Origin of the sequence: Mycobacterium sp. 2-64, from assembly GCF_035918375.1 — a bacterium.
Classification (GTDB): Bacteria; Actinomycetota; Actinomycetes; order Mycobacteriales; family Mycobacteriaceae; genus Mycobacterium; species Mycobacterium intracellulare.
On record NZ_CP142361.1, the window covers coordinates 4,378,372 to 4,396,079 of the forward strand.

Annotated in this window: 17 protein-coding genes; 7 read left to right on the forward strand and 10 right to left on the reverse strand. The window is 67.3% G+C overall.

What is annotated here, in order from left to right; genetic code table 11:
* Positions 1 to 101: 101 nt before the first annotated feature.
* The 4 genes from QGN31_RS20270 (at position 102) to pth (ending at position 4,053) form a co-directional block, all read left to right on the forward strand.
* A complete protein-coding gene (locus QGN31_RS20270; RefSeq protein WP_014941372.1) occupies positions 102 to 1,343 on the forward strand; it encodes a cytochrome P450 in 1,242 nt (413 codons plus the stop codon).
* Positions 1,340 to 2,209: an oxidoreductase gene (locus QGN31_RS20275; protein ID WP_014379330.1), complete on the forward strand. Its 870-nt coding sequence runs from the start codon at positions 1,340 to 1,342 to the stop codon at positions 2,207 to 2,209. Before QGN31_RS20270 ends, QGN31_RS20275 begins: the two co-directional genes overlap by 4 nt.
* Before the next feature lie 590 nt (positions 2,210 to 2,799).
* On the forward strand, positions 2,800 to 3,465 hold the full coding sequence (locus QGN31_RS20280; protein ID WP_014941371.1) for a 50S ribosomal protein L25/general stress protein Ctc: 666 nt from the start codon (positions 2,800 to 2,802) through the stop codon (positions 3,463 to 3,465).
* Between the two features lie 12 nt (positions 3,466 to 3,477).
* Positions 3,478 to 4,053, forward strand: a complete 576-nt coding sequence (gene pth / locus QGN31_RS20285; RefSeq protein ID WP_008254198.1) for an aminoacyl-tRNA hydrolase — start codon at positions 3,478 to 3,480, stop codon at positions 4,051 to 4,053.
* Between the two features lie 10 nt (positions 4,054 to 4,063).
* Here pth and QGN31_RS20290 read toward each other — a convergent pair whose 3' ends face one another.
* The 5 genes from QGN31_RS20290 to QGN31_RS20310 form a co-directional block, all read right to left on the reverse strand.
* Positions 4,064 to 5,698, reverse strand: a complete 1,635-nt coding sequence (locus tag QGN31_RS20290; RefSeq protein ID WP_008254197.1) for a fatty acyl-AMP ligase — start codon at positions 5,696 to 5,698, stop codon at positions 4,064 to 4,066.
* 337 nt (positions 5,699 to 6,035) lie between these two features.
* Entirely contained in the window at positions 6,036 to 6,992 is a 957-nt protein-coding gene (locus QGN31_RS20295) for a 4-(cytidine 5'-diphospho)-2-C-methyl-D-erythritol kinase (protein WP_043954503.1), read from the reverse strand.
* A gap of 58 nt (positions 6,993 to 7,050) precedes the next feature.
* The gene (rsmA, locus tag QGN31_RS20300) at positions 7,051 to 7,992 is read right to left on the reverse strand and encodes a 16S rRNA (adenine(1518)-N(6)/adenine(1519)-N(6))-dimethyltransferase RsmA (RefSeq protein ID WP_014379327.1); all 942 of its coding nucleotides are present in this window, start codon (positions 7,990 to 7,992) and stop codon (positions 7,051 to 7,053) included.
* Complete coding sequence (locus QGN31_RS20305; RefSeq protein ID WP_201409388.1) at positions 7,956 to 9,083, reverse strand: resuscitation-promoting factor; 1,128 nt, start codon at positions 9,081 to 9,083, stop codon at positions 7,956 to 7,958. The genes rsmA and QGN31_RS20305 overlap by 37 nt, the downstream gene beginning before the upstream one ends.
* A 167-nt stretch (positions 9,084 to 9,250) precedes the next feature.
* On the reverse strand, positions 9,251 to 10,093 hold the full coding sequence (locus QGN31_RS20310) for a TatD family hydrolase (RefSeq protein WP_080587983.1): 843 nt from the start codon (positions 10,091 to 10,093) through the stop codon (positions 9,251 to 9,253).
* A gap of 18 nt (positions 10,094 to 10,111) precedes the next feature.
* On the opposite strand from QGN31_RS20310, the gene metG reads away from it, so the two are divergent.
* Positions 10,112 to 11,656: a methionine--tRNA ligase gene (metG, locus tag QGN31_RS20315; protein ID WP_014383954.1), complete on the forward strand. Its 1,545-nt coding sequence runs from the start codon at positions 10,112 to 10,114 to the stop codon at positions 11,654 to 11,656.
* Here the strand turns inward: metG and QGN31_RS20320 are convergent.
* Complete coding sequence (locus QGN31_RS20320) at positions 11,653 to 12,012, reverse strand: nitroreductase/quinone reductase family protein (protein WP_009954286.1); 360 nt, start codon at positions 12,010 to 12,012, stop codon at positions 11,653 to 11,655. The genes metG and QGN31_RS20320 overlap by 4 nt on opposite strands.
* Before the next feature lie 22 nt (positions 12,013 to 12,034).
* Positions 12,035 to 12,508, reverse strand: coding sequence for a DUF1772 domain-containing protein (locus QGN31_RS20325; protein ID WP_014383953.1), 474 nt, complete (start codon positions 12,506 to 12,508; stop codon positions 12,035 to 12,037).
* Positions 12,509 to 12,598: 90 nt separating this feature from the next.
* Between QGN31_RS20325 and QGN31_RS20330 the strand changes: the two genes are divergently transcribed.
* The gene (locus QGN31_RS20330; protein ID WP_014941368.1) at positions 12,599 to 13,189 is read left to right on the forward strand and encodes a TetR/AcrR family transcriptional regulator; all 591 of its coding nucleotides are present in this window, start codon (positions 12,599 to 12,601) and stop codon (positions 13,187 to 13,189) included.
* Between the two features lie 152 nt (positions 13,190 to 13,341).
* Positions 13,342 to 13,704, forward strand: a complete 363-nt coding sequence (locus QGN31_RS20335) for a PAS domain S-box protein (protein ID WP_008254177.1) — start codon at positions 13,342 to 13,344, stop codon at positions 13,702 to 13,704.
* Between the two features lie 62 nt (positions 13,705 to 13,766).
* Here the strand turns inward: QGN31_RS20335 and QGN31_RS20340 are convergent, their stop codons facing one another.
* The 3 genes from QGN31_RS20340 to QGN31_RS20350 all read right to left on the reverse strand — a co-directional run bounded on the left by QGN31_RS20340 (position 13,767) and on the right by QGN31_RS20350 (position 17,302).
* On the reverse strand, positions 13,767 to 15,776 hold the full coding sequence (locus tag QGN31_RS20340) for a hypothetical protein (protein WP_014941367.1): 2,010 nt from the start codon (positions 15,774 to 15,776) through the stop codon (positions 13,767 to 13,769).
* Positions 15,777 to 15,859: 83 nt separating this feature from the next.
* Entirely contained in the window at positions 15,860 to 16,570 is a 711-nt protein-coding gene (locus QGN31_RS20345; RefSeq protein ID WP_014383950.1) for a TetR/AcrR family transcriptional regulator, read from the reverse strand.
* 54 nt (positions 16,571 to 16,624) lie between these two features.
* Complete coding sequence (locus QGN31_RS20350; RefSeq protein ID WP_009954293.1) at positions 16,625 to 17,302, reverse strand: TetR/AcrR family transcriptional regulator; 678 nt, start codon at positions 17,300 to 17,302, stop codon at positions 16,625 to 16,627.
* Between the last annotated feature and the right edge of the window lie 406 nt (positions 17,303 to 17,708).

Consider the following 17,708-nt stretch of genomic DNA (forward strand, 5'->3'; position numbering starts at 1 on the left):
AGATCGCCTTCGCGCGGCGCGCGGATCTACGACCCCCGGGCCGTAGATCTACGCGCCAGGGCGGATGGTCTTTGCAGCGCGGCGCCGGATAGTCGACTGCCATGACCACTCTCATCAGCGGATGCCCGAACGTTTTCGACGCCGGCCTACCCGTCATTGCCTATGATCACCTCACCGATCCCGACGCGGCGCACCGCGTCATCGACGACGCCCGCGAGCTGTCACCGATCGCCGTCGGCCCGCACGGACCGGAGGTGTTGAGTTACGAGCTGGTCCGGACGGTGTTGCGCGACAGCCGATTCGTCACCGCGCACGGCCTCGGGCTCGGCCTGCAAGGCGTTACCTCCGGCCCGCTGTGGGACAGGGCCATCAGCAACATCCTCGGACTCGACGGCGCCGCACATCACCGGCTGCGCCGCCTGGTGTCGAAGGCCTTCGCACCGCGGGGCGCGGAGCGGCTGCGCGCCCTCGTCATCCAGATCATCGACGGCCTGGTCGACCCGCTCGCCGGGGCGGGGCACTGCGACGTCGTCGCCGACATCGCTCGCCGCTACCCGACGCCGGTCATCTGCGCGTTGCTGGGTGCGCCGCCGGAGGATTGGCACCTGTTCAGCGACTGGACCGATGACATCAAGAAGATCTTCGATTGGAACGTCGCCGAAGACGGCCCGGCGATCCTGGCCGCGTGGGATCAACTCGACGCCTACCTCGAGGAGTTGATCGCGCGGCGGCGCGCGTCGCTGTCCGACGACCTGATTTCGGAGCTCATCCGGAGCGAAGACGATGGAGACCGGCTCACCCACGACGAACTGCTCATGCTGTGCGCGACGCTGCTCGGTGCCGGAACCGACACCACCCGCAACCAGCTCGCCGCGGCGGTGCAGGTGTTGGCCGACCAGCCCGATCAGTGGGCGCTGCTCGCCCAGCATCCCGAGCTGGCCGCCAACGCGGTTCACGAGCTGATGCGTTACTACCCAATCGTTTTCGGCACCATCCGGGAAACCGTCGAAGACGTCGAGCTGGCCGGGGTGTGCATTCCCGCCGGCACCCTGGTGCTCGCCAATACCGCCGCGGCCAACCGCGACGCGAGCGTGTACGACCGGCCCGACCGCGTCGACATCACGCGTGAAGACCCGCCGGCGATGCTCACCTTCGGTGGCGGCGTGCACTTTTGCCTCGGCGCCCACCTCGCGCGCCTCGAATTGACCGAGGCACTGCGGGTGATCACCCGACGCATGCCCAACCCCCGCCGCACCGGACCGGCACCGTGGAAAGCCATCAGCGGCATCACCGGACCGACGACCCTGCCGCTGGCGTTCGATGTCGGTACTGTTCAGCCATGACGAACTGGACCGCCGCAGACCTTCCGTCGTTCGCCGAACGAACCGTCATCATCACCGGTGCCAACAGCGGGTTGGGCGCCGTGACCGCACGCGAACTGGCGCGCCGCGGGGCCACGATCGTCATGGCCGTGCGCGACATCCGCAAGGGCGAGACCGCCGCCCGGACCATGGCCGGCCAGGTCGAGGTGCGTGAACTCGACCTACAGGACCTGTCGTCGGTGCGCCGGTTCGCCGACGGGGTGGGCACCGCCGACGTGCTGATCAACAACGCCGGCATCATGGCGGCCCCGTTCTCCTTGACCGTCGACGGCTTCGAGAGCCAGATCGGCACCAACCACCTGGGCCATTTCGCACTCACGAACCTGCTGCTGCCCAAGCTGAGCGACCGGGTGGTGACCGTGTCGTCGATGGCGCACTGGCCCGGACGCATCAGGCTCGACGACCTGAACTGGCAGGCGCGCCGGTACTCGCCGTGGCTGGCCTACAGCCAGTCCAAGCTCGCCAATCTGCTGTTCACCAGCGAGTTGCAGCGACGCCTGGCCGCGGCCGGATCCCCGCTGCGCGCGATCGCGGTCCATCCCGGCTACTCGCACACCAACCTGCAGGGCGCCTCGGGCCGCAAGTTGGGTGACGCGCTGATGTCGGCCGCGACCCGGGTGGTCGCCACCGACGCCGATTTCGGCGCGCGGCAGACCCTGTACGCGGCGTCGCAGGATTTGCCCGGCGACACCTTCGTCGGCCCGCGATTCGGCTATCTGGGCCGCACCCAACCGGTGGGGCGGAGCCGGCGGGCCAAGGACGCGGCCATGGCCGCCGAGCTGTGGGCGCTGTCCGAGCAGCTCACGAAGACGCAATTCCCCCTCTGAAGTCACATGGGCCACGCTGGCCCCAGGTGTCCCTGGCCGAGGGGATGGGCCTTTTGCCCACCTCCGAGCGACAACCGCGGCCGCCCGGCGCCCAACCCGGCGGGCGGACCCGGCGACACCCGGTGCGCACCCTTACCGCGCCCGGCGCGCAATCCCGGCGTCGGCCGGCGCGCAATCCCGGCGTCGGCCGGCGCGCAACCCCGTCTGCACCGCGCCTCGCCGTCCGCACCGCGCCTCGGCGTCCGCACCGCGCCTCGCCGTCCGCTCGGCGCCTCGGCGTCCGCACCGCGCCGCGCTTTCCGCGCGGCGCCCCTTTGTCGCTCGGAGGTGGGCACTTGCAACATCTCCCGGAGGAGCGACGGGAGTGACAGGAGTGACAAGCGTGGCGTCCGCGCCCGCGGACGGGGCTAGCGCCGGGCGCCGAGACCACGCCCGGCGCCGAATTTCCCCTCTGAGGTGCACATGCGCTAACCTGACCGGGCGTCACGGCGAGGGTGGCTGGCTGGCCAGCACCGTTATCGACGGAGACCGACGATCTGTCGCGAACCTGGCCGTGCCCCGACCCACAGAGCACACACAGGAGCGACACGATGGCTGCCAAAACCCTCAACCAGCTCAAGGTCACGGTGCGCGCCGAGACCGGCAAGGGTGCGTCCCGGCGAGCACGCCGCGACGGCAAGATCCCGGCCGTCCTCTACGGCCACGGCGCCGACCCTCAGCACCTCGAACTGCCCGGCCATGACTTCGCGGCCGTGCTGCGGCACGCCGGCACCAACGCGGTGCTGACCCTCGACATCGAGGGCAAGGAGCAGCTGGCGCTGACCAAGTCGCTCGACATCCACCCCATCCGCCGCACCATTCAGCACGCCGACCTGTTGGTCGTGCGGCGCGGCGAGAAGGTCGTCGTCGAGGTCCGCGTCGTCATCGAGGGCGACGCCGCGCCCGGCACGCTGGTGACCCAGGAAACCAGCACCATCGAGGTCGAGGCCGACGCCATGTCGATCCCCGAGCAGCTGACGGTGTCGGTCGAGGACACCGAGCCCGGCACCCAGTTCACCGCCGGACAGATCTCCCTGCCCACGGGTGTCAACCTGATCTCCGACCCGGAAATGCTTGTGGTCAACGTGGTTAACGCGCCGACGGCCGAGGAGCTGGCCGAAGAGGGCGCGGGCGAGGTCACCGAGGAGGCCGCGCCGGCCGAGGGCGAAGCCGAAGAGGCCGGCGAAGAAGAGGCCTCCGAAGCCGAGTCCGAGTAGGCGGATCGCAACATGGCCGAGCCGTTGCTGGTGGTCGGCCTGGGCAATCCCGGAGACAACTACGCCCGCACCCGACACAATGTCGGGTTCATGGTCGCCGACCTGCTCGCGGCGCGGATGGGTTCGAAGTTCAAGGCGCACAAGCGTTCCGGCGCCGAAATCGTCAGCGGCCGCCTCGTCGGGCACTCGGTGGTGGTGGCCAAGCCGCGCTGCTACATGAACGAATCCGGCCGCCAGGTCGGCCCGCTGGCGAAGTTCTACTCGGTGACGCCGGGCGACATCATCGTCATCCACGACGATCTCGACCTGGACTTTGGCCGCATCCGGCTCAAGATCGGCGGCGGCGAAGGCGGCCACAACGGGCTGCGTTCGTTGGCTAACGCCCTGGGCAGCAAGGACTTTCAGCGGGTCCGCATCGGCATCGGCCGTCCGCCGGGACGCAAAGATCCGGCGGCGTTCGTGCTGGAAAACTTCAATGCCGCCGAGCGCACCGAAGTCCCCACGATCTGCGAACAGGCCGCGGACGCAACCGAATTGCTGATCGAACTGGGGTTAGAGCCCGCGCAGAACCGCGTCCACGCCTGGTAAGCGCAAAACCCTAGGTGACCAGGGTGACCGAGTTGGATCGCCGCAACTTGCCCGACGGCGTCTTCGGAATGGTCCCGGGACCGAGCACCACCACGTTGCGCGGCCGCACGTCGACCTCCGCCACCACCTCGCGGGCGACCTGGTGCTCGATGCGACGCACCTCGGCCTGGTCCTGGAAAGCGTTGGACTCCACGGCCACGGCGAACGTCTCGCGGGAGTGGCCGGCGTCCAGCCGCACCGCGACGGCGCAGCCGGGCCGCACCCCCTCGACGCGGCAGGCGGCGCGCTCGATGTCGGTCGGATAGATGTTGCGGCCGGCCATGATGATGACGTCCTTGACGCGGCCGCACACCACCACGTGGCCCTCCTCGGTCAGGTAGCCGAGGTCGCCCGTGTCATACCAGCCGTTCTCGTCCTGGGCCGAGATGAAGCCGCCCATGGTCAGGTAGCCGGGCGTCAGCGACTCGCCGCGCAGCTCGATCACGCCGACCCCGCGGGGCGGCATCACATCGCCGTTCTCGTCGATGATGCGCGCCTCGAGATCCTGCAGCAACGGACCGAGCGTGGCCAGCCTGCGGGTGTTGCCCTTGGTGGCGGGCACGGCACGACGCAGGGCGGCCAGCAGGTCGGCGTCGACCTCGTCGACGACCAGACCGGCGTTGCACTCCGAGAACGACACGGCCAGCGTGGTTTCGGCCATGCCGTAGGCCGGCAGGATCGCCGACGCATTCAGGCCGAACGGCTTGCCGGCATCGAGCAGGTCCTCGACGTCGGCGGGTTCGACGGGCTCGGCGCCGGACAGCGCGAAGCGCAGCGTCGACAGGTCGAAATCGCCGGGCTTGGCCTGCCGGCGCAGCCGCTTGGCCAGCAGCGCGTAGGCGAAGTTGGGCGCCGCGGTCATCGTGCCCTTGTACTTGTCGATGAGCTTGGCCCACAGCAGCGTGTCGCGCAGGAAGTCCATCGGGGTGACCTTGACCAGCTCGGCGCCGAAGTACATCGGGATGGTGAGGAAGCCGACCATGCCCATGTCGTGGAAGCAGGGCAGCCAGCTCACCATGACGTCCTTGTCGACGTCGTACTGGGCGCCGATGAACATCGCCTCGGCGTTGGAGTAGATGTTGCGGTGGGTGATCTGCACCGCCTTGGGGGAACCGGTCGAGCCGGACGTCAGCTGCATCAGCGCCAGCGCGTCCTCGCCGACCTCGACGGGGTCGATCGGCTCCGCCGTGAGCAGGTCGGCCACCGTGACGACCTTGATGCCCTTCTCCTCGAGCACCGGGATGGCCACCAGGAACGGCTCCGACACGACGACGGCCTTCGCCTCGATCATGCCGATGACGTTCATGGTGTCCTCGGCCCACACGGCCAGGTCGGTGCGCGGTGTGGGCTGGTGCAGCATGGTCAGGCTGGCGCCGCGCATCCACAGGCCCTGCGCCGTCGGCGCGATCTCCACCGGGAAGCCGGCGAGCACGCCGACCGCGTCGCCGGGCCCGATGCCCGCGGCGGCCAGGCCACCCGCGATACGACGCGCGCGCTCGTGGACCTCGCCCCAGGTGTGGCGGACTGGTTCGTGGGGTTCACCGGTAACCATGCCCGTCGTCACGGACCGGGCATTGCGGTACATCTTCTCGGTAAACCTGCTCACAAAAACCTCCTCGGTTCCAGCCCTCGTCCCAACGCCCGAAATCTCATATTCCGCCCGCTGGGTAATACTTCGCCGCAAGCACGCAAACACGGTTGGGCGGCGGTTAGGTCTCGGATCGGTGATGCGCCCCCGCCCGCCGCACCTGGGCGGCGGCCGGTCGACCGGCAAGCGTGAAACAGGCCCGACAAATCTTGTCGGGCCGTATGCATTAATCGCCCGCCGGCGAGCCCGGCGGACGATGGAATTAAGTGATCTTGCTCAACGCTTCCCGTCACCGCGCATTATCTTAAGCTCCTCTTAGGGAAGCGCAAAACTAATGCGCAAAATGGGAAAATATTCACACCTCAGTGGGCGCGGGCACCACCCGCGCCCCGACCACCGGCCCGCTGGCGACCCGCACCGTGCGGCACACCCCCGCTCCGGACACCTCGGTGCCGACGTCGACCGCCGCGGTGGCCGAGGGGCACAAGAAGGCACACGTCGGGCCCGAGCCGGAGACGATGCCCGCCAGCGCGCCGGCGTCCACGCCGGCCCGCAACGTGCGCCGTAGACCGGGATTCAGACTGACCGCGGCCGCCTGCATCTCGTTGCCCAGCAGCGGGGCCAGCTGCTCGGCATCGCCGGCGGCCAGGGCGGCCAGCACCGGCCCGGGCGCGGGCAGCCGCGGCGGGTCCCCCGCCTCCCGGAGCCGGTCCAGTTCGGTGAAGACCGCCGGCGTGAGCAGCTCGCTGTCGGCGAACGCCAAAACCCAGTGGAAGGTGTTGCGCGACAACACCGTCGCCAGCTCCTCACCCCGCCCGGTGCCCAACGCGGTGCCGCCGTGCAGCGCGAACGGCACGTCGCTGCCCAGCCGCGCGGCGAGCATGCGCAGGTCGCGGCGAGGCACGTTGAGTTCCCACAGGGAGTTCATGGCGACCAGCACCGCCGCCGCGTCGGCGCTGCCGCCGGCCATGCCGCCGGCCACCGGTATCGACTTGTCGATCATGATCGACACGTCCGGTGCCCGGCCGACGTGTTCGGCCATCAGTTCCGCCGCCTGCCAGGCGAGGTTGCGTTCATCGGTGGGCAGTTTGTCGGCGCCCTCGCCGACGATCTGGAGCGAGAGCACATCGGCATTGCGCACGGTCACCTCGTCGAGCAGCGAGACGGCCTGGAATATCGTCGTCAGCTCGTGATAGCCGTCCTCGCGGCGGTCACCGACCGCCAGGTAGAGGTTGACTTTTCCGGGCACCCGAACGGTGACCGACCCGGTGGGCACCCAAGCCGCAGCGGTATTGCCGTCAGACGCGGACACCGCAGCAGACTATCGCTGCGACCGGCCGAGCACGTAGCGGCGCCCGGACTTTCGGCGTTCAGCCGGCCGAGGTGGTGTGGGGGCTCGTCGCGGCGGCGCTGTGGGAGCGATCGGCGGAGCGCTGCAACAACCGCACGAAGTCGTCGATGGAGAGCGTCTCGCCGCGGCGCGCGGGATCGATGCTGGCAGCCAGCAACCGATCCGCCGACTCGTTGCCCGAGCCGGCCCAGTCCAGGAACGCGTTGCGACACGTCTTGCGGCGCTGAGCGAAGGCGATGTCCACCAGCTCGAACACCTGACGCCGGAACGCGTCGGCGGTGGGCCACGGCGAGGTCGCGTACCGGTCGATGCGAACCAGTCCGGAGTAGACGCGGGGAATCGGCCAGAACACGGTCGGCGAGACCGTGCCGCAACGGCGAACCGTGCCGAAGAAGCGAACCTTCACGCTGGGCACGCCGTACTCCTTGCCGCCGGGTTCGGCGGCAAGGCGTTCGGCGACCTCGGCCTGCACCATGACCGTCACGACCCGAATGGACGGGAACTCGGCGAGCAGGTGCAACAGCGCCGGGACCGCGACGTTGTAGGGCAGGTTCGCGACCACGGCGGTCGGCTGGACGTCCAGTTCGTCACGGCGAAGGGTCAAGATATCGCGGTTGAGCACGCTCAGGCGCTGGATTTCGCTGTGCGAGTGTTCGGCGACGGTGTCCGGCAATCGTTCGGCCAGCACCGGATCGATTTCGACGGCGGTGACGGGGGCGCCCCGGTCCAGCAGCGCGAGCGTCAACGAACCGAGGCCGGGGCCCACTTCCAGGACGTGGTCGGACCGACCGATCCCGGAGGTCGACACCACTCGGCGCACCGTGTTGGCGTCGTGGACGAAATTCTGGCCGAGCGATTTCCGTGGCCGAAACTCAAGTTCTTTGGCCAGCCGCCTGATCTCCGTGCGCCCGAGTAGCCGGATGGTCAGCGCGCACCAGCTCTTCCGCTGCACACTGGCCACGCACCCCAACCCTGGCGCTCTCGGGTCACCTCGGCGACGGTGATCTGCTCCTCGCGGGTGGCGAGGTCGGCGCGGGCGGCGAACCGCAACCCGCCGTTGCGCTCCCACGTGCCCTGGTCGAACTGCACACCGCCGTAATACCCGTTGCCGGTGTTGATCGCCCAGTTTCCGCCGGCCTCACAACCGGCGATCGCATCCCAGATGGAGCCGTCGCTGATCGGCGGCACCTCGGTGCCGGGCTTGGTGCCGACTCGTACCACCGATTCGCGGGCGGGCGTGATCACCGTGTTGGCGATCGGCAGGCGGCCGGTCTCGACCCCGTTGACGGTGGCCACCGAGAAGGTGACGTCCTGCGTGCCGGGGCTACCCGGGTCCTCGACCACCTGGCGGCTCATGTTCATTTCCGGATCTTCGATCCGGCGGGCGTTGGGCGACAACGGGATCCGCTCGGTGACCTGCTGGATCCGGTTGCGGGTCACCTGGACTTCCATTCCGTCGACGATCGGCGTCGTCGCGGCGGGCACCACCTGGTCGCTCTCGAGCAGCGGCGCGCCGGCGGCGCTGAGCAGACCGGCGACGTTCGGGGCCGCCAGATGTACCGTGCGCACGGCGCCGCCGTCGTTGATGCGGACCGTCTTCGCGCTGACGACAGGCAGCGCCATCCCGGCCAGCGGGACGCGGCTACCGCGGTTGGCCGCGGCGGGGGCGGTGTCGGTCATCGCCAACTGGGCCAGCGCCTCGTCGACGGTGGACGCCGTGGTCCACACCTGCTTGGTGTCATGGCCGTCCAGCGAGATCTGCAACGGGCGGCTGCGCCGGAGCACGATCTTGCCGGCGTCGTGAACCGCGACATCGGCGGCGGGGTACAAATCGTCACGGTCGTCGATGACGAAGCCGTTCTCCTCGACGACGTCGATGACCCGCGACTTCATGGTCTTCACCTGCATGGCGACACCGTCGACGGTCAACGTCACCGTCTTGCACACCGAGATCGCATATCCGCCCGCGAATGCCAGGACTACCAGCAGCCCTCCGACCACGAGACGCAACATCGGCGAAGGATTCTGATGAAGTTTTGTCAATACACTCAACGCGCGCTACCCAACCCTCAGCAACCACTCATTTAGCAGCAGGTCATAAATTAAGGGCCCGCAGGCCCATACCGTTCGATCACAAGACGGTAACGAACTGGCCAATGTTGGGCAACTCTGGCGCGGCTGCGACACGGCGTGTCAACGGAATCGCCAGGTCAGTCGCCTCAATCGGCGGCCAATCCGTACACCCGTCGAGCGTTACTCGTCGTGACGTGAGCCAGCTCCTCGGGGCGACGATCCACCAGTTCGGCGATCGCCCGAACAGTATAAGGAAGGCAATACGGCTCATTGGCCGCCCCTCGGTAAGGATGCGGTGTCAAAAAAGGGGCATCGGTTTCCACCAGCAGCTGCTCCGGCGGAATCAACGGGACGGCCTCGCGCAGGGCGCGCGCGTTGCGGAAGCTGGCGGTGCCGGACAGACTCAGCAGCCATCCGGCGTCCACGCAGCGCCGCGCCATGGCGGCGTCCGAGGAAAAGCAGTGGAAGATCACGACGTCCGGGGCGCCCTCGGCGGCGAGCACGTCGAGCACCTCGGCGTCGGCCTCCCGATTGTGGATCATCAGCGGTTTGCCGCACCGCTTCGCCAGATCGATGTGCCAGGCGAAGGCCTCCCGCTGCACGGCGGGCTCGGCACAGCCGTCCAGCCGCCCGGGCCAATACATGTCCATGCCGGTCTCGCCGACCGCCACCACCCGGGGGTGGGCCACCAGGCGCTCGATCTCGGCGCGGGCGGCCTCGGTGAGCGCGTCGGCGCGGGTCGGGTGCAAGGCCGCTGCGGCATAAACCCGCCGGTCCCATTCGGCGGCGCGGGTGACCCAGCCCGCCGACTCCAGGTCGTCGGCGATGGTGACGACCGCACCGACCCCGACCGCCGCCGCGCGGTCGACGATGGCCCGCACTCCCTCGGCGTCGGTGGCGCCGCACGCGTCGAGGTGGGTGTGCGCATCCACGAGCGGGCTCAAGGGCTCGGGAGCCGGGGGCGGCTGGCGTTTGGAACTCACGCGCACACAATAGGGTGAACTGCGATGAGGCCGTATTACGTCACCACCGCAATCACCTATCCGAACGGCGATCCGCACATCGGGCACGCGTACGAATACGTCGCGACCGACGCGATCGCCCGGTTCAAGCGGCTTGACGGGTTCGACGTGCGGTTTCTGACCGGCACCGACGAGCACGGCCTCAAGATGGTGGAGACGGCGGCCGCCGAGGGCATCGGCACGGCCGAGCTGGCCCGCCGCAATTCGGATATGTTCCAGCGCCTGCAGGAGCGGTTGAACATCTCCTTCGACCGCTTCATTCGGACCACTGACCCCGACCACCACGAGGCGTCCAAAGAGATCTGGCGCCGGATGGCCGCCGCCGGCGACATCTACCTGGACACCTACTCGGGCTGGTACTCGGTGCGCGACGAACGGTTTTTCGTCGAATCGGAAACCAGACTCCTCGACGACGGGACCCGGGTGGCGGTGGAAACCGGCGCCCCGGTGACCTGGACCGAGGAACAGACCTACTTCTTCCGGCTCTCGGCGTATGCCGACAAGCTGCTGGCCCACTACGAGGCGAACCCGGACTTCATCGCGCCCGAGGTGCGCCGCAACGAGGTCGTCAGTTTCGTGGCGGGCGGCTTGCGCGACCTGTCCATCTCGCGCACCTCGTTCGACTGGGGCGTGCAGGTGCCCGAGCATCCCGACCACGTGATGTACGTCTGGGTCGACGCGCTGACCAACTACCTGACCGGGGTGGGCTACCCGGACACCGACTCGGAGATGTTCCGCCGCTACTGGCCGGCCGACCTGCACATGATCGGCAAGGACATCATCCGGTTTCACACCGTGTACTGGCCGGCGTTTCTGATGTCGGCCGGAATCGAGTTGCCGCGAAGGGTTTTCGCGCACGGCTTCCTGCTCAACCGCGGCGAGAAGATGAGCAAGTCGGTGGGCAACGTCGTCGACCCGGTCGCCCTGATCGAGGAGTTCGGCGTGGACCAGGTGCGTTATTTCCTGTTGCGGGAGGTCCCGTTCGGCCAGGACGGCAGCTTCAGCGAAGAGGCCATCATCACCCGGATCAACACCGACCTGGCCAACGAACTGGGCAACCTGGCCCAGCGGTCGCTGTCGATGATCGCCAAGAACCTGGGCGGCGTGCTGCCCGAACCCGGTGAGTTCACCGCCGCCGACACCGAACTGCTGGCGACGGCCGACGGCCTGTTGGAGCGGCTGCGGGCCAGCTTCGAATCACAGGCGATGCACCTGGCGCTGGAAGCGATCTGGCTGATGCTCGGCGAGGCCAACAGATACTTTTCGGCGCAGCAGCCGTGGGTCTTGCGCAAGAGCGAGTCGGAGGCCGATCAGCAGCGGTTCCGCACAGTCTTGTACGTCACCTGCGAGGCGGTTCGCATCGCGGCGCTGCTGGTTCAGCCCGTCATGCCCGAATCGGCCGGCACGCTGCTCGATCTGCTGGGGCAGGCGCAAGACCAGCGAACATTTGCCGCCCTCGGCGCGCGGCTGACTCCCGGCACGGTGCTGCCGCCCCCGACGGGCGTGTTCCCCCGCTACCAGAACGACTAGGCGAGGCGAACGCGGACGGTGACGCGCCCGTTGGCGTCCCTGTGTGCGATCGCATGTCCGGTCCGTTCGGCGCCGTCGAGCGTCAGCGACATCGGGGCGCCGTCGCCGACAAAGTTGCGCCACCACGTCTTGGCTTCGGGCATGTTCGCGGCGATCTCGATATCGTCGCCGCGGCGGCGGTAGGCCACCGGAATCGAAAACGTGCGCCCGGAACGTCGACCCGTGTAGGTGACGAGCGTGATGCTGCGCCTGAGGCCGGCGCCGAAGCGCGGCGAGGCCGCCATGGCCGCGACCGGTTTGTTCAACACTGGTGCCGCGCGCATCAACAGCCGTCCGATGTTCTTGCCCATGGTCATTGTCTCGATATCCCTTCGGAGTTCAGATCACTAGCGCCAGGCACAATCCGGCGACCGCCAGGCCCTGCAGGGTGGCCCTGGTTGTGATCACCTTGTCCCAGTTACGTTGCAGCGCTCGAACATTCGTCGACAGCTCGGGCCGATCGACCGCGGCGATGAGTTGGTGGTTGATCGGCGCGCTCACTCGTAGGTAGAGCAACAGCCACACCAGCAGCATGCCGACGGAGGCGCCGGCGGCACCGGCTTGCGTCCAGTGGCCGGACACCGCGGCGAATACCGCGCTGAGCGCCGCGGCCACCAGGCCGAGGACCCCGGGCACCGGCATCCGGCGGTCTCCGTAGCGATGGATGTTGCCCATCACCGCGAGCATGGCGCGGTCGTCGACGCGGGCCAGCGCGGGCCGCTGCACCACCGCGCAGAACACGTCGGTGCCGTAGACCACCGCGGTACCCAGCACCGCGATGACCGCGAACAGCGTGGCGATCATGATGCGCACTCCTCGTCTGCAGGTGTTAGCGATGCTAACCCTATGAGCCGATCGTGTCAATAGCGTCGCTAGCTTCTATATCGGCGCTAGCATGAGTGGATGGCCATCGAAGACCGCCGGGCACGCGAACGCGCCGCCCGGCGCCGGCTGATCACCGCCACCGCGCGCAAGCTGGCCGAGGAAGAGGGCTGGGACGCCGTCACCACCCGGCGGCTGTCCGCCGAGATCGAATACAGCCAGCCGGTGCTCTACAAACACTTCTCGGGCATGGAGGACATCACCGCATCGGTGGCGGTCGAGGGATTCGGCGAACTCGCGGACGCGCTGCGCACCGCGCGCCGCGGCGCCACCGACGGCCGGGACGCCCTGGCGCGGGTCGCCCACGCCTTCGTCGCGTTCGCTCGTGACAACCCCGCGCTCTTCGATGCGATGTTCACCCGCGCGACAACGCTGCCGTTCGCCGCCGCGGAAACCCCCGCCGAGCTGACGGCGGCCTTCGCCGAGCTGCGCACCGCGGTGGACATGGTCGCGGGCACCCGGGACGCCGACACGCTGACGGAGGTGCTGTGGGCGGCCCTGCACGGGCTGGTCACCCTCGACCGCAGCGGCCGGCTACGTCCGAACCACCACGGCGCCCGCGTCGACATCCTGATCAGCGGGTTCTGCGACGCCGCCGCCCCGGCGACGTGAGCGTTCAAAGAGCCGAACAATTCGGTTGCGGATCAAGCGACTTCAACCACGCCGCCGAATCCCTTTCGGGGAAAGCCCCCAACATATCCTCTGCTATAGCCCATAATCGGGCTGTGGAACGACGCCAGAACCGGCAACAGAGCCAATCGCCGATGACGACCTTGAAGGAGCTGCCCGCACTGGTGGTGCTGGAGCGGATCCCGGTTCCGGTGCTGGCCATCGGCGACGACGGCAGTATTTTGTTCGCCAACACCGCGTTTGCCGACATGATGGGTTACGAGCCGGAGGAAACGCTGTCGCTGCGGTTCGAACAGATCTTCCATCAGGCCCCGGCGTCGGAATCGCTGCTGGCGACCGTCCATGCTCTCGCGAACATGGTCGTCGAGCTGGCACACAAGGACGGCTCGGTCGTGCGCGCCATGATGAGCAAGTCCGCGGTGCGACGGGTGGATGACCAGTTCGCCCTCGCCGCGTTCCAGGACCTGACCGAGCAGCTCTGGGAGGAAGCGCGCTAGCGGGTGCCCTCAGCGGCGCGAAGCGGAGTCAATCGCTATCGGCGCGCAAGCGGAGTCAAACACTATCGGCGCCGCCATGATTCGCGCCTGACGCGCCACAGGATCACCCCTGCCCCGACGATGGCCACGGCGACCCAACCCGCGCCGAACCACCATAGCCAGTCGAGATCCGAATGGCTTCCGGATCCCGCGGCGGCCGCGCCGGCCGGCAATGGCGGATGATCGACGGTCACCGGTTCTTGTCCGGGTACAGACACCACCGCAACGCCTTTGAGTCGCTGCCAGTGCTTGTTGTCATCGCCCTTGAGCCACCGGATCAGCTCGTCAAGCTGTCCGGGCGCCCCGTTGGACGTCGCGATCAGCAGTGTGCGCCCGCGGTTGAAAACCGTTTGGAGAGAGGCGAATCGCAGCATCGGGTCCAGCGTGAGCTTGGTGGGCTTGTCGCCGGACCCGACGGCGTTGACGGTGATCGGCCCGCTGGGCCCGGCTGCCACGGGGAGCGTCACGTCGGACTGATTCCAGCCGTCGGCGGAAATCAGCAGGGCGGGATTCGAGGAATCCACCGCTTGCTTGACGCCGGTGACGGTGGTGTCGATCGGTAACGCGCTCATTCGCTGCAGACCCACCAGGATGTCGAGTGCGCGCATCGTGTCGATCAACGAGTGCTCCGCGATGCCCACCTGCACGCGGGGCATCAGTGTCTGCGGCACCGACTGAAGGCCGTCCGGGGTCGGCGGCGCGGCGCCACTGCTCTGAATGGTGCTGTCGCCGTTGATGTTCAACGTCAATAACTGGTTGCCCGGCCCGGCGGTGTAAAAGTCGCCGCAATGCCCGACGTTGCTCGCGACGTCGAGCACCAATTCGATGTTGGTGTAGCGCTGCAGCAGCCGATCCGGCACGTCGATCCAGCGGTCGATGCTGCCCTGCCCATCGGTGGGCCAGTGATCGATGGTCTCGGGACCGATCGTGACGGCAATCCGGCCGGCGATGTTGTTCGGCGTCGGCGTATAGGAACCCAGCAGATGCACGCGCACCCCGCGGATCGACCTGCCAAATCGGGTCTGGTCCACTCCGATCGACACCCGCGGTTGCAGGGAAGTCGCGTTGATGAAGGGGCGCCCCAGTTCGCGCAGCGTGGCGGTGTCTGCGGGTAGTTGCACCTTGGGCTTCAGCGATTCCACCGCGGCCCTGGAGGAAAACGCCAGCTCCGACAGGTCGCTGAACAGCACGGCCGTGTTCGATTCGTCCGTTTGGCCCAGCGCCCCGGAGACGAGAAGCCACGGCACACCGGTCGCGCCCTGCAGCGAAAGGCCGTTATCCGGGCCCTCTTTGACGACGACCTGGCGTTCCAGCGGCGCCGGCGGCGTCGGCGGCGCCGCCTGTCCTTCCTGTAGCGGGACCACGACGATCTCGGGAGCCTGTTTGCCGTAATGCGACGCCGTGGAGGTGGCCAGTCGGATTGCCGTGTCGGACTCGGCAGTTGACGGCGATTGCGGCAGATAGATGGTCAGCTTTCGCAGCACCGGCGGCAAGAAATGAGCCACGGTGGTGGGCGGCAGCTCGGCCCCGGTGTAGGTGACCGTTCCGTTGGCGAGCCGAAGCGGGCTTTCCGGGTACAAGCAAAATCCGTCCAGCGGCACCAGGTACGTACGCACCGTCACGCTCAGAAAGTTGTCGATGAGCTCCGCTCCGGTGAGCGGAATGACGATCGGGGCTTGATCGGTGGTCGGTAGGTTCACCCGAGCGATGGTGCGATCGCCTTGCGTCACGGTGATCAACCCCGACCGCAGATTGATCGGCAGTTCGACGGTCGCGTTCAGAGCTGTCGGGGTCAGCCCGTGCAGCACCGGCAGAGTCAGCGGCACGTTGTTGGTCAGGCCCCAGAATTCCAGGGTGGAGGAAGACCCAAGGTCCGCCAGCGTCAGTGTCGTCGTCGAGTCCGTCGCGGTGACCGGATCGGCGGGCGTACCCCACGACGCCGCCGGAGCATTTATCACCAGGAAACCGACGACACCGGCGAGTGCGATTGCACGGCCGAGAGCTTTCCGGAACATCACCGGAACAGTATGCATTGTTGAAAGCGCTTCAACCCCAATAACGGAAACGCCGTTGCGGCGAACGCGAAAACGTGTCCCGCAACGGCTCTCACCGAAAGCTAATCGGCTTCGGTTTCCCCGGCGGCGTCGTCGTCCGAAGCCTCGGCGGCGGTATGGCGCATCACTTCGCGGCGCAGAAATTGCTGGAAGTAGGGCAGCGACGCTTCCGCGACAACGCCGGGCAGCAGGAGTTCCCAGAGCTGATGCAACCGCGCGAAGGGGTCACCGGTGACGTCCCCGATCCTGCCGTGGCTGGATATCGCGGTCGCGATCAACCGCGTCCCGGATATAGCGCCCACGATCGACGCGCTGAGCACGTCGGGGTCGATGTCGCTCCGAAGGTCGCCTTCCTTGGCCGCGCGGCGCGCCTCCTGGGCCGTCTCCAACACCAAGTTGGCGTAGAAGCGCGAGGCGGCCCCGTTGAATCCGCTTAATGCCGTGGCCAATTGCGCGGCCGCTCGGGCCATTTTGTCGGAGCCCAACACGTCGACGATCGTGAATGAGCCGTGCACAATGTTTTCCAGCCCCGGCGACGACGACTTGCAGACATTTCGGTACGCGCTGAGGATCGCGTCCGACCCTTCCTCGATGATGTTCGAGGCCAACGATTCTTTCGAATCAAAGTGGTGATAGAGGGCGCCTTTGGTCATGCCCGTCCGCTCGATGATCGTGCTCCACCCGGCGGCCGCATACCCGACCTCGCCGAAGACTTCGATCGCGGCGTCGAGGATTTTTTGCCGAGTGGCTTCAGACCGAACCTGGCGCGGCATTACCGCTGCACCTTTGCAGTCTCGTCGGATCCGCAGATCGCTCGCCCGTCGTTTTTACTGCGCGTCGTCATCGGTGGAACTGGTGTTGATGGCGAGCGTCGCACGCCGCCTGAGGAATTGGCGGAAGTAGTCGATTCGGTCCGGTTGAAGTATCCCGGTGAGCAGCAAGGACCAGCACTTTTCCAAGTCGCCCAGGAACCGTTCCGGGTCGTCCAGGTTGCTGGTCTTTCGCAGTCCCATGTGCAGGGACACCATCATGCGGCCGATGTCCTGCGGGTCGCATTGTTCATTGATGTCGCCCTCGGCCATGGCCTGCTCGGCGACTTTGCCCAGGTTTTTGATCCAGCGGTCGAACAACTTTTCCTGCATCCCGTCGGGCAGGCCGACCGACTCCATCAGGTTCAGTCCCGACCTGACGAGGTCAATCTTGATGTCCCGGACGGCGATCAGATACGAGAAGTCGATGAGCGTCTCGAGTCCCGAGAGCCCCCGCGTCAGCAGGTCACGCACGCCGGCCGCGCCGTCCTCGACCTGGCTTTCGATGATCGCGACCGCCAGCGCGTGCTTCGACTTGAAGTGGAAATACATTGCGCCCTTGGTCAGTTCGGCCTCGGCGAGAATGTCGTCGAGCCCGACGTCGTGGTAGGGCCTACGGGCGAACTGGTGCGACGCGGCCCGCAGAATCTGTTGCCGGGTCGCGTCGGCGCGTCCGTCAGTCGAATGTGTCGTCATCGCAGTCGAGAAATCAGTTCTTCGCGGCCGGGGTCGTGCCGCAAGCCGTGGCACCGAGGCTGACGCGCCGGGCGGCATCGCCCACCCTTGCGTCGACCGACGCCTTGCTCAAGCAGGGCACACACACCTCGGTTCTTCACAGATTGAGAGCGAACACGCCGCTCAAGATTTCTAGCCCACTTCTGAGGTTAGCAGTCATACGGCTGTCCCGGTTGACGCTCCTGTAAATACTTGAGGTTTATGTCACAGCGTGTTGTCAAACCTACAGTATGTTTTATACGCTATTGTGCGTACGTCAGTCTGATTTGACCCGCGGACCGTCTCGACCGTCCGTATCGCACGAAGGAGAACGCACATGTCCCCTCTCACCACGCCTTATTCGGGCCGCGTGGTGGGAGGGGGCATG